This is a genomic window from Chryseobacterium endophyticum, from assembly GCF_056333165.1.
The window spans coordinates 54,110-66,201 of record NZ_JBWGXE010000004.1; the positions used below are offsets into that span (position 1 = coordinate 54,110).

Here is a 12,092-nt window from a genome sequence, read left to right on the forward strand (position 1 = left end):
ATGACTATTAAGGTTCAATAATTATTCATCGGCTAAAAGGAAGATAGGTTCTATACTTATATCTGATAAACCGTCATTGGAATACCAAATGGTTAGACCTAAATTTTCAAAATAGAAAGTAACTTCCTCACTATCTGTTTTTTCATCTATGACGAATTCCTTTGAATTTTTAAGATGAAATTTTTTTAGTACCAAAATACAATCTTCTTTTCCAAGGCTTGCTATCTGTATATTGTCTATCAGCAGATCTTTTAAATGAAATGAGGTATAGAAAAAACCAGAATTCTCATAGTGAACAAAACAATCTATTCCATATTTTTTATAAGAGATATGTATCGTAAAATCGTCATTATCTATATCCTTATTTTTAAAATCGGCCTTACCCAATTTTTGCTTTATACGGTATCTCTATAGTACTTTAAGAGTTCAGGGACTACGGTCTGCCAACAGGCATTCAACATTTGTTCAGGTATTATTATGATTCGTCAGAAATGCTGCTATGGAAGCCCTATTTCTGAGGGCAATTTGCGTCGATTTATCATTCCGTCCATTAAAAGAAAATACTTAATCTTTCAATGATGCCCAGTCAAAAGTTCAGCTTTGGATCCATCTGAAAGTTAAATTGATTCGTTGCTTCATAGGAACGGTGGATTTCGCAATCCTGTGCTCCCAATGTTCCTGAAGATCTCCTTTCATAATGAGAAGGGATCCGTGAGGAAGTGGAAGGCTATATTTGCTCTGATGGTGGTCTTTTTTTCTGAAGTCAAAGTTTCTGGTCTGTCCGAGGCTGATCGATGCAATGACCGGGCGTTTTCCGTATCGGCTTTCTTTGTCCCTGTGCCAGGCTACCGAATCATTATGGTCACGGTAAAAGTTCAATAATACGCCATTGAACTGGCATCCGAATTCTTTTTCGATTTTTTCTTTTAAAGCATACAGCTCCGGAGTCCAGGGATTGGTGTTGGAGATATTGTTATCAGCAGGTTCATCCGATTTTGCATCACCATACCATGCTGTAAGACGAGGTGTCAGAACGGTTTTATCATACATCTTCTGGGTACGTTGTTCCCAGGGCGCACTTTGAAGCAGTTTGTTATTCAGCAGATCAGCTTCTTGGCTGCTCAGAAAATGTTCTTTGTATTCCAAAAGATCTTTTGGAAATTCATATAATTCTTCGGAATTGAATAAACTTAGCTGGGTCATCATCTGGAATTTAATTTTATTCTTACATTTTATTTATCCCATTTTATGGGATTTTCATCAATTTGTGTTTTTACTTCCCTTCGGAGAAGTTTTTTTGTTGATGTTCATTTACTGATTCAATCTCAGAATGCTGTTTTCCAGCTTGCTGATGCTTCTTTTTGCATCTTCTACCAGATGTTTCAGGTTCGTCTCGTTATAAAGGGTGTAGGGCTTGTAATCCTGGGGAAGTATCCCTCTGACGTAACGCCAGATTTCAGCAATGTCTTCGAGAGCAATATGGTACGGCTCATACAACACATTGTCCGCTGATACCGTAATACACTTTTGGGTTCTTTTCAGAAAGGTTTTGTAGGTGATGCCTTCCTTGGTAACGAAAATATATTCTTTATTCGATTTCAGGTCTTCCAGCGCTTCCACATACTCCCCGATGATAATTGACTGGTCGGCAAAAGGTGGCATGGAATCGCCATCCGCTAAAAATGCGCGGTACTTCCCGTTCTTTAAGAAAGGCAGCTGCATCTTCTGGAGGCTTTCAATAAATTCAGGATCACTGTATCCTTTCAGGTAGCCCATCGATGCTTTCTGGGGGACAATTTCAATATAATTGTTGCCATCCGGGTCTACCACAATGGGCAACAGGATCTTATTTCCGGGAAGATTGATCATTTCCTGCAAAGGAAACTTCCTGATGTCCACCGTGACCAAAAGGTCAATGCTGATGTTAAAGTATTTGGAAATCCTGATCAGTACATCGATAGGCGGCTCTGCTGCCCCATATTCATAGGAGACATACCTTGACCGGGTCAGAATGAGTTCTTCCGCCAGCTTATGCTGGGATAGTTTTTTTTGACCTCTCAAAAACACGATGTTATCTGAAAAAATTGACATTGTCATTATTTATGACAACAAATATACAGCTTTTGTTTAAAAACGTAACTAATTTTGTGCCATGGAAAGAACAATTGCCCATATGGACCTGGACACGTTTTTTGTCTCCTGTGAACGGCTTAGAAACTCCGTATTGGAGAAAAAGCCGGTGATTATCGGCGGTGGAGACCGTGGTGTGGTGGCTTCGTGCTCGTATGAGGCAAGGCATTTCGGTGTCCGCAGTGCAATGCCGATTAAAATGGCATTGAGGCTATGCCCGGAGGCCAGGGTCATCAAAGGGGATATGGAATACTACTCCAATATGTCGCATCTGGTGACCGAGGTGGTCCAGGAAAGAGTACCGGTCCTGGAAAAGGCCAGCATTGATGAATTTTATCTTGATCTGTCAGGCATGGACCAGTTCTTCGGTTGCTACCAATGGACCCATGGGATTGTCGATGCCGTTACTAAAAATACCGGACTTCCGATCAGCTTTGCGCTTTCAACCAACAAGACCGTTTCCAAGATCGGAACCGGTGAATCAAAGCCTACAGGAAGATTAGAGGTCAGGGCTCCCCATATCCAGGATTTTTTAAATCCGCTGTCCATCAAAAAGATCCCGATGGTCGGTACCGAAACGTTCAATCTTTTTTCCAGGTTAGGCGTTAAAACGATAAAAACCCTGTCGGAAATGCCGGTGGACGTGCTGCACCAAATGATCGGGAAAAATGGAACGGTGCTCTGGAAAAAAGCGCATGGGATCGATGAAACGCCCGTGATCCCTTACTCGGAGAGGAAATCTATATCCACTGAAGATACCTTTTCAGAGGATACGATCGATGTGCAACAGATCAAAAGCATCCTGTCAGGAATGGTGGAAAAGCTGGCCTTTCAGCTGAGACAGGAAAAGTGGCTGACCTCAACCGTTACCGTTAAGATCAGGTACTCCAATTTTGATACGGAGACCAAGCAGTGCAGGATCCCGTATACCTCTGCCGATCATACCCTGCTTCGTCTTGTTCTTGAATTGTTCAATAAAGTTTATACCCGCAGGATGCGGATCCGGCTGATCGGGGTCCGCTTTACCGGTCTTGTTCATGGCTGCCACCAGATGGATCTGTTCGAGGACACTGAAGAACTGATCTCCCTCTACCAGACCATGGACAGGATCAAAAACAGGTTCGGGGCATCCAGCGTGGGAAGAGCATCCGGTTTTTTTAAATAAATATCTTCAACCTATGTTTCTCAACTGCCATTCCTATCACAGCTTACGGTACGGTACCATTTCCCTGGAGGATCTGGTCCGTCAGGCTGTGGATTTTAATATTAAAACATTGGCTTTAACCGACATCAATACGGTCACCGGGATCTATGATTTTTACAGGCTGTGCCAAAAGCATGATATCAAACCCATCGTAGGTGCAGAGATCAGGGTCGAAAATGAACCGTATTATATCTGCCTGGCTAAGAATGCTTCAGGAATTGCAGAGATCAACAGGCTGTTGACCGGTTACAACTGTGAACATATCGCCATCCCAAAAACCAATCCTCAATTTGAAAATACCTATGTCATCTATCCTTTAAACAATATTCCTGAAATATTGCGTGAGAACGAATTTATAGGCATCGCACAGGATGAGCTGAATCTCTTGGTGAGACCTGGCATGAAGAAACGGATTGAAAAAATGGTCATCCTGCATCCCGTGACTTTTGAGGGTACGGAAGAATACGAGCTGCATAAGATTTTAAGGGCAATCGACGGCAACACCCTGATCAGTAAACTCTCAGAAAGGGATTACTGTAAAAGCACCGAAACCTTTACCGACAAGAAACAGCTACTGAATTCCTATAAGCCTTATCCCCAAATCATTGAGAATACAAAATACCTGGTCAACAGCTGCCGTTTTGACTTTGACTTTTCCACCCCTAAGAATAAAAAATATTTTACCGACAGCAAAGAACAGGATTTTAATCTGTTGACACAATTGGCCTTTGAAGGACTGAAAAAAAGATATCCCGATGGAAATCCCGATGCGGTTGCCAGAGTTAACAAGGAGCTCAAAGTTATCGATCATCTGAATTTCTGCGGGTATTTCCTGATCACCTGGGATATCATCCAATACAGCAACCGGATGGGTTTTATGCACGTCGGTCGTGGGAGCGGTGCCAACTCCATTGTCAGTTACTGTATCGGAATCACCGACATCTGTCCTCTGGAACTGGATCTTTACTTTGAGCGTTTTTTAAATCTCAATCGTAAAACCCCACCTGACTTTGATATCGACTGGAGCTGGCAGACCCGGGATACCATCCTGGAATACATTTTCAAAAAATACGGCAAAGACCATGTGGCCTTCTGCGGGACCAATGTAGAGTTTAAATACCGGTCGATCTTCAGGGAGGTAGGAAAAGCCTTCGGCTTGCCAAAAGAAGAACTCGACGTTCTCGCCGGAAAGCCAATGGATCAGCATGATAACAATTCAGTCTTCCGATCGGTTCATTATTACGGTAAAATGCTGGAGAAATATCCCAACCAGAGAAGCATGCACTCCTGCGGAATCCTGATCTCCGAAGAACCCATCACGAATTATTCAGCCCTGGAAATGCCACCCAAGGGTTTTCCGATCGTCCAGTTTGATATGCATACCGCGGAGGCCATTGGTCTGGAAAAATTTGATATTCTTTCACAGAGGGGCCTGGGAACGATCAAAGATACCGTAGACCTGATCCGCGAAAAAAGAGGGATTACCATAGATATCAAAGACACAACGCTTTCAAAAAATGAAGCCCGGTGTAATGAATTCCTGAGTGTTGGTAAGACCATAGGATGTTTCTACATCGAGAGCCCGGCAATGCGTGGTCTGCTGAGAAGGTTAAAATGTGAGAATTACAAGGTTTTGGTGGCCGCCTCTTCCATTATCCGCCCGGGCGTGGCGCAGAGCGGGATGATGCGGGAGTATATTTTCAGGCATAACAATCCCGATAAGTTTGAGTATTTCCACGAAGTCTTTGAACAGGAGCTGGGAGAAACCTACGGCATTATGGTCTACCAGGAGGATGTGATCAAGATCGCCCTGCACTTCGGCGGGCTTTCCGCACCAGACGGCGATGTGCTGCGTAGGGCCATGAGTGGTAAAGGCCGGTCACTCTCCGCTTTACAGAAAGTGAAGGATCATTTTTTCGAATCCTGTAAAGAATTGGGACATCCCGAACAGTTGTCAAAAGAAGTTTACCGGCAGATCGAATCGTTTGCCGGGTATTCCTTCTGTAAAGCACACTCGGCTTCTTATGCCGTCGAAAGCTATCAGAGTCTATATCTGAAAGTGTACTACCCTATTGAGTTTATGGTCTGCGCCATTAATAACGGTGGCGGGTTTTACCGCACGGAGGTCTATGTCCATGAAGCGAAGAACTCCGGTGCCACGATCCACAATCCGTGTGTCAACCTTAGTGAGTTTCAAACAACGGTCTATGGCACTGATGTCTATTTAGGACTGATGCATATTGAGAAACTGGAAGGAAGGATCGCACAGATGATCCCCGAAGAAAGGAAAGATCATGGGAATTTTACTTCTCTTGAGAACTTTGTCAAAAGGATCCCCATCGGTATTGAAACCCTGCAGATCCTGATCTTTATCGGTGCTTTGAGGTTTACCGGAAAACAAAAACATGAGCTGCTGATTGAAGCCCGGTTCCTGATGGCAGGACACCGACCGGATTCCAGGCAACTGATCTTGCTGGAAGAACCTCAAAAAGAATATCAGCTTCCTGTCATTGAAAGAGACCCGTTTGAAGATGCCTTTGATGAGATCGAGATCCTTGGTTTTCCGGTCTCGTTCAGCCCGTTCGATCTGTTGCAGACCAGATACCGGGGTTCTGTGATGGCGAACGACCTTACCCGCTTTCACAAGCGACAGGTTAAAATGCTGGCTTATCTGATCTCCAGAAAGCACGTTCCTACTAAAAAAGGAGCCATGTTCTTTGGAACCTGGATCGATGCAGAAGGTGAATATTTTGATACAGCACATTTTCCCAATTGTCTGGAGGAATATCCTTTTCAGGGCGGGGGCTGTTATTTGCTATTGGGAACCGTCGAAGTAGACTTTCACTTTCCAACGATCACGATCCATAAGATGGCTAAGATGCCTTTTATACCTGATCCGAGGTATTCCATGGATCGGTCCAAATCATTGGAGACAGCCGGAACACTTCGTGAGGACGTAAGCATGACGCAAAGAAAACCCTATCCGCAAGAACAGGAGATCGGTCTGCCAAGACAAAGGATGCGATGATAATAAGTTGATCATAAATTTGCTGACCGTTCAAATCTTCTTCATGGTTCTGCATAATATTTTCGGAAAATAAGTTACTAACAATAAGAAAGTGTTTTCAACCTTGATTGGGAATTGTGCCTTTAGAAGATGTTGTTTATCACCGTCAATTAAAAATCAGATCCATAATTTATTCCGACCCTTAAAAATAATTACTATTTTTGGGAACTTTTAGTTTTTAAGAGAAATGGTCAACCTATTTTATAATACGATACGGGAATAGAAATGAAAATAAAAAAAATATTATTGAGCACAGTAACGGCTCTTGTTTTAATGATTTCAATATTCCTTTATATGAATAAGGATAAATTTGTCTATGTGGGTTCAGTAGATATTATTGAAGTCGACTGCAGCAAAAAAATTCAAATCTTAAGCGATGTTTTAGAAAGTGACCAACGGATCAGAAAATCAAATCAACTCATCAAATATGCTGAAGAAGATCATAGAAATCAAGAGTTGGTGATTAGCATCATTGAAAAGTGTGGTATGCCAACATTAAAGGAAGTAGGTCAAAAACAAATGGATGCAATATGGTTGGGACTGCAACATAGTACTGAAAAAATCAGGAAAAAGTATTTTCCAAAAATAGAAAAAGCGGTTGAAAAGGGAGACTTATCTAAACAACAATACGCACTGATGAAAGATAGGATTTTAATGGACGAAGGAAAACCCCAAGTATATGGTTCCCAAATAAAAAATGGTAAGCTGTATACATTAGAACATCCTGAAACTGTGAACGAAAGAAGGAAAGAAATGGGAATGGAGCCAATAGAGGATTATTTAAAGTATTCCAATATCCAGTTCAATCCGAATTAACAACAAAACTTATAATAGCTTTTTGTAAGTTTCCATTATATGCCTTCCGCATTACATCTTCAACTAAAATCTAACGATATATTTAATCTAACAATGGTCATTTTCAAGGTGCTGTTTCCAGGTTGCTGATGCTTCCTGTTACATCTTCTGCCAGTAGATCATTATTTTGGAAAATAACAATTTAACATTATTTTACCGCTGTGCTGTCTTTTTAATAAACGGATCGAAAGACAGTCCCACGTTCACATAAAATGCAGCCTCAGGTTTTGCCTGGAAAACATAAGATCCATACGATGCAGATTTCTCGAAAACCCTGCTCCTCATCATACTTTTCGCTCCCCCTTCAAATGTTGCAACGAAAGAATTTCCAAGATAATGCTCGTACATCAGTCCCGAGTTAATCTCGATCTGCCGGAATTCATATTTTCTATTTGTAGGGTCTATATTGTAGAGATAAAACGATGTTACATCAAGTTCACTACCAACAGACAGTCTGATGTTTTCCGTAATTTTTTTTCTAAGGTAGACACTCTTTGGTAAAATGACATCGGCAATAAGTCCGTGGCTGAATTTATGCTCATAAGTGAATGCCGGAATAACCGGTGTCTGCACGGTTGGATCTATCGCAACCAAAAGCCCAACGGTCATTTTCGTCCGCGCATCGGCTTTTAGAACCATCGTTGCGGTGGCTATCCCTCTAAGTCTTTCAAAATGTCGTTCGCTGCCATCTGCTGAAATGTTTCCCGTATAGATCATCATCTTGCCAAACAATTTTGAAAAATAAGTCAGGTTCAAGCTTTCGGAATGATAATGATATTCCTCTCGGCTTCCGAAATCTATGTTTTCTGCCGGATCTTTCGTATCCGTTTTTATGGAAAGGTACCGGTAATTGAGATTTGTGCCGAGCACCCATTTCGATCTTTTTATCAAGTTGATATTGGCACTCATCCTTGCTTTGTAGAAATCCCTGACCTTTGCTTCCGGTATTTCCTGCTCTCTTAATTTTGAAGTAAAAGTGTAAGGTGTCAAATGATCGTATTCTATATTGAGGACCCTTGTAATTGGAAATTTTTCTGCAATATAAGCCATCGTTTTTACCGATGTGCTGTCCTTTACCTGAGAATAACAGATTGTGCTGATGAACATTACTAATGTTAAAGAGAATTTTGTTTTCAAAATGTAATATTATTATTTTATGATTTGAACCTGAGACTGTAAGAAATCAAGGCTGAATATTTTATCGTAGATCTTATCAAGTGACCTATCATTGATCAAGTTTTTTAATGATCTCAAATCATTAGTCCTAGTACTGCTGATAACGACGAGCCATAGATCTTCCAGTTGCTCAAGTTTTTTTAAGTTAGCCAGGCTCGCATTGGAATAAGATGTATTTGCTGAAAACAGATCCTTATCATCACAAAAAATAACTCCTTTATCTGCTTCCGCGTGTCGTATAATGCTTACCCTGTACCGCATCCAGCTAACGATCTCAATGGATGGATCATAAGATCGTATAAAACGGCTGAGATCTGCAACCTTTGTGATCATTTCTTCCTGTTGCTCTGCTGATATACAGGAGTGCTCTATTTCTTCAACAATTTTTAGAAAATCCTCAACCTTCATAGATCATATTTAGGAAGCAAAACAAGCGATTTTCGGTGTTGGTTTTTATTTTTTTATACCAAACACCCCTTGGCGTCTACCAAAATCCGATTATTTTTTGGTAGCCAAAAACAGCTGCTTTGTATAAATTCTAAAACGAACTATCGTAAATGACCTATTTTTGCAATAATTAAGAGCGTATGAAAGTCTACCAACACAATAAAAACAGTGGTATCATCAACTTTGTAGTAGAGGCACGTTATCGCCTTTTAAGGCATATGCTGCTTTTGCTGTGGCTGTTATCGCTATTGGCTAATGCCAACTTCACTTCTAAGTTTACGGAAAACTCAAAGTATTTTATGTTTCTGGTGGTATTTTTGACATTTGTCACCATGATCTATACCAATATGTATGTCATTGTCCCGTTATTCTTTTTTAGAGGAAAATACATTGCCTATTTTTTCACTGTCGTACTACTCAGTATCCTGGGGCTTGCCTTTCTCGTTGTCGTTATCAGAAATTTTTTTGCAAAGTATCATGTCCATGATCCGCACAAAAATTTTGAGATTCAGGACTATTTTGCAAGCTTAAACTTCGTGATGCTATTCATTTTGCTCACCACAACCATAAAACTTCTGCAAAGGTGGATCAAGGACAGTGACAGAATGTCCGAGCTTAAGACCCTGACCATGAATCTGGAGCTTAATGAATTAAAGAATCAGATCACCCCCCATTTTTTGTTTAATATGCTCAACAACATAAAGGCTCTGATCAGAAACGATCCTTCAAAGGCCACCGATATTATCGTGCGATTATCCGACCTACTGAGATATCAGCTCTATGAGAGCAGCAATGAAAAAGTTAGATTAACCTCAGAGATCAATTTTTTAACCAATTTTTTAAGCCTTGAGAAGGTCAGAAGAGACCACTTTGATTTTACAATTCAAACTCATGATCAATCGATGGATCTTAAAGTGGTCGAGATACCTCCTAATCTCTTTATGCCATTCGTTGAAAATGCGGTCAAACACAGCACAGATGTCACGGAGAATGAGAGTAATATCAATATCGTATTTTCCATTACCGAAAAAGAAATATACTTTTCCTGTATTAATTCTGTCTCCGCAGATCAGGAGGTGGTTCAGAATCTTTACGGAGGCCTTGGACTTAAAAATATCAACAGGCGTTTGCAGCTTTTATACGACACAAGTGATTATACCCTTGAGATTTCACCTTCATTAGATCAATATTCCATTCACCTAAAAATTCCGATATGAATTGTATCATAATAGATGACGAACCATTGGCCAGAGAAGAGCTACACTCAATGTTACTGGAGATTTCCGGCCCCCAGGTCATCGGAAGCTTTTCAAATACCGTGGCTGCAGAAAAATTCCTTTCGGAACATAACACAGATCTGGTCTTTCTTGATATACAAATGCCCAAAACAACGGGATTGGAATTCGTTGAGAAGATACCCAAAAGCAATATGGTCATTTTCACGACAGCTTATCCTCAATATGCACTTGAAAGCTATGAATTGGATGCCATCGATTATCTTTTAAAACCCTTTAATAATGAACGGCTCCAAAAAGCAGTTGATAAAGCCATGCATTACAACGATCTTTTGGCGACAAATAAGGAAAACCTGCTGGAAAAAAGTACGTTGGAGTTCATGATCATAAGATCTGAAAAGAAATTTTATAAGGTTAATTTTGCAGACATCAAATATCTAGAGGGTTTAAAGGATTACGCCCTGATCCATACCACATCACAGAAAATTATAGCGCCGATGAATCTTAAAACCATTCATCAGAAAATTCCTTTGCCAAGTTTTATAAGAGTCAGCAAGTCGTATGTTGTCAACACTGCACATATTATTTCATTTGATAGCTATTCAATCAATTTTGATGATGGGGAGATACCGATTGGTGAGACCTATAAGGAAAATTTCATCAGAATTTTTACAGATGGACAATTATGAATATCTGAGAAAATGCAGTTTTAACCATGAAGGCATGTCTGGAAACAGGAACAATTTGGCTTCACCGAATAAAAAAATATTGCTTGTTGAATGATCAATTTCATATTCGGTGAGGACTAGAGTTGATTTATAAAATTTGGTACGACTAAATATACAATCTACAATCTCCTACTTTAGATATCATAATCCATTCTTTTAGCTGTATTGATAGATATTTCGCTACCAAATAATTTTTTGATGATATAGAGAGACGTATTGATCCCGGCCGAAGTCATAATCTTTCCGGACTCTACAAATTTCTGATCGACAACCTTGATTAAAGGGCAATCTTTCCTTAGTCGTTCCAGATCCATCCAGTGCGTTGTAGCTTCTTTGTGATCAAGCAATCTGGTCTCAGCCAAAATAATAGCACCAGTACAGACAGAGGATGTGATAATGGTTCTTTTATCTTTTTTCAATGATCCAGTTTAAGAACTTTTCATTCTTAAATTCGATGGTTTCAGCACCATATCCTCCGGGAACAACCAATATATCAATAAATACATCGTCGTTAAATGTAAATTTAAGAACAACCTGAAGGCCATTTCATGCCGCGATGTTATTTCTGGTCTCAGCAATTGTAAATACATTGAATAATTTCTCTGAATCTGTACCCTCAGCTACTTAAAAAACTTGAAAGGGACCAGCGAAATCTAAAACCTCAATTTTGTTGAATAATTAAAATTCTGACGTTTATTTTTTCCCACTTTTGTCAATTTATAACATTTGGAATATCTGCATACCCCTGTTTGGAATGATGTTCCCTCTGTTACATAAATTTTTGGATGAAGGCTAACTAACTGCTCCTATTAATATTCCTGTTACCATATATAGGGACATTATATTTTCTGGATTTCAAGGTGCCTATATCCCCATTTTCTCATATCATTGATTATAGGGTATATACTTTCTCCATACTCTGTCAAGTAATATTCTACTCTTAAAGGGACTTCAGCAAATACTTTTCGGGTTATGATACCATCCTTTTCCAGTTCATCCAATTGTTTTGCCAACATCCGCTCACTAATAGTTGGCAACGTTTTATTCATCTCAGAAAAACGATTACGCCCTTTTTTGACAAGCACGATGATGGTGGTTTTGCATTTACCCTTTATTACCTGTAAGAAGACATCTGATGGACACACCGTTTCAATTTTTTCTACTTCCCGCATTATTGTATATGTTTGATTATCAGCAAAACTGCACTTTATCTCAGTATCTAAACAAAATGTAAGTTATTGTTTAATAAG

The 12,092-nt window shown here is 40.0% G+C and carries 12 protein-coding genes; 5 read left to right on the plus strand and 7 right to left on the minus strand.

The window, feature by feature from the left end; genetic code table 11:
• Positions 1-21: 21 nt before the first annotated feature.
• The 3 genes from AC0N32_RS10625 to AC0N32_RS10635 all read right to left on the minus strand — a co-directional run bounded on the left by AC0N32_RS10625 (position 22) and on the right by AC0N32_RS10635 (position 2,091).
• Positions 22-387: a hypothetical protein gene (locus AC0N32_RS10625; protein WP_476393833.1), complete on the minus strand. Its 366-nt coding sequence runs from the start codon at positions 385-387 to the stop codon at positions 22-24.
• 207 nt (positions 388-594) lie between these two features.
• On the minus strand, positions 595-1,206 hold the full coding sequence (locus AC0N32_RS10630) for an alpha-ketoglutarate-dependent dioxygenase AlkB family protein (protein ID WP_476393834.1): 612 nt from the start codon (positions 1,204-1,206) through the stop codon (positions 595-597).
• A gap of 105 nt (positions 1,207-1,311) precedes the next feature.
• Positions 1,312-2,091, minus strand: a complete 780-nt coding sequence (locus AC0N32_RS10635; RefSeq protein WP_476393835.1) for an XRE family transcriptional regulator — start codon at positions 2,089-2,091, stop codon at positions 1,312-1,314.
• Positions 2,092-2,152: 61 nt separating this feature from the next.
• Between AC0N32_RS10635 and dinB the strand changes: the two genes are divergently transcribed.
• The 3 genes from dinB (at position 2,153) to AC0N32_RS10650 (ending at position 7,217) form a co-directional block, all read left to right on the plus strand.
• Positions 2,153-3,295, plus strand: a complete 1,143-nt coding sequence (dinB, locus tag AC0N32_RS10640; RefSeq protein ID WP_476393836.1) for a DNA polymerase IV — start codon at positions 2,153-2,155, stop codon at positions 3,293-3,295.
• A gap of 13 nt (positions 3,296-3,308) precedes the next feature.
• Entirely contained in the window at positions 3,309-6,362 is a 3,054-nt protein-coding gene (locus AC0N32_RS10645) for a DNA polymerase III subunit alpha (RefSeq protein WP_476393837.1), read from the plus strand.
• Between the two features lie 285 nt (positions 6,363-6,647).
• Positions 6,648-7,217, plus strand: a complete 570-nt coding sequence (locus AC0N32_RS10650) for a DUF6624 domain-containing protein (protein WP_476393838.1) — start codon at positions 6,648-6,650, stop codon at positions 7,215-7,217.
• Positions 7,218-7,409: 192 nt separating this feature from the next.
• Here AC0N32_RS10650 and AC0N32_RS10655 read toward each other — a convergent pair whose 3' ends face one another.
• Positions 7,410-8,393, minus strand: coding sequence for a DUF6268 family outer membrane beta-barrel protein (locus AC0N32_RS10655; protein ID WP_476393839.1), 984 nt, complete (start codon positions 8,391-8,393; stop codon positions 7,410-7,412).
• Positions 8,394-8,405: 12 nt separating this feature from the next.
• Positions 8,406-8,840: a hypothetical protein gene (locus AC0N32_RS10660; RefSeq protein WP_476393840.1), complete on the minus strand. Its 435-nt coding sequence runs from the start codon at positions 8,838-8,840 to the stop codon at positions 8,406-8,408.
• A 179-nt stretch (positions 8,841-9,019) separates the two neighbouring features.
• Here AC0N32_RS10660 and AC0N32_RS10665 point away from each other — a divergent pair, with 179 nt between their 5' ends.
• A complete protein-coding gene (locus AC0N32_RS10665; protein WP_476393841.1) occupies positions 9,020-10,096 on the plus strand; it encodes a sensor histidine kinase in 1,077 nt (358 codons plus the stop codon).
• Positions 10,093-10,803, plus strand: coding sequence for a LytR/AlgR family response regulator transcription factor (locus tag AC0N32_RS10670; RefSeq protein WP_476393842.1), 711 nt, complete (start codon positions 10,093-10,095; stop codon positions 10,801-10,803). The genes AC0N32_RS10665 and AC0N32_RS10670 overlap by 4 nt, the downstream gene beginning before the upstream one ends.
• A 173-nt stretch (positions 10,804-10,976) precedes the next feature.
• On the opposite strand, the gene AC0N32_RS10675 is transcribed toward AC0N32_RS10670, so the two are convergent.
• Together AC0N32_RS10675 and AC0N32_RS10680 are read right to left on the minus strand one after the other, a co-directional pair.
• A complete protein-coding gene (locus tag AC0N32_RS10675) occupies positions 10,977-11,261 on the minus strand; it encodes a DJ-1/PfpI family protein (protein ID WP_476393843.1) in 285 nt (94 codons plus the stop codon).
• A 420-nt stretch (positions 11,262-11,681) separates the two neighbouring features.
• The gene (locus AC0N32_RS10680; RefSeq protein ID WP_476393844.1) at positions 11,682-12,014 is read right to left on the minus strand and encodes a winged helix-turn-helix transcriptional regulator; all 333 of its coding nucleotides are present in this window, start codon (positions 12,012-12,014) and stop codon (positions 11,682-11,684) included.
• Between the last annotated feature and the right edge of the window lie 78 nt (positions 12,015-12,092).

Bases quoted from the DNA above. Each gene is read 5' to 3' on its own strand.
- AC0N32_RS10630 (WP_476393834.1), bottom strand. From the start codon at position 1,206: ATGATGACCCAGCTAAGTTTATTCAATTCCGAAGAATTATATGAATTT.
- AC0N32_RS10635 (WP_476393835.1), bottom strand. From the start codon at position 2,091: ATGTCAATTTTTTCAGATAACATCGTGTTTTTGAGAGGTCAAAAAAAA.
- dinB (WP_476393836.1), top strand. From the start codon at position 2,153: ATGGAAAGAACAATTGCCCATATGGACCTGGACACGTTTTTTGTCTCC.
- AC0N32_RS10645 (WP_476393837.1), top strand. From the start codon at position 3,309: ATGTTTCTCAACTGCCATTCCTATCACAGCTTACGGTACGGTACCATT.
- AC0N32_RS10660 (WP_476393840.1), bottom strand. From the start codon at position 8,840: ATGAAGGTTGAGGATTTTCTAAAAATTGTTGAAGAAATAGAGCACTCC.
- AC0N32_RS10665 (WP_476393841.1), top strand. From the start codon at position 9,020: ATGAAAGTCTACCAACACAATAAAAACAGTGGTATCATCAACTTTGTA.
- AC0N32_RS10670 (WP_476393842.1), top strand. From the start codon at position 10,093: ATGAATTGTATCATAATAGATGACGAACCATTGGCCAGAGAAGAGCTA.
- AC0N32_RS10680 (WP_476393844.1), bottom strand. From the start codon at position 12,014: ATGCGGGAAGTAGAAAAAATTGAAACGGTGTGTCCATCAGATGTCTTC.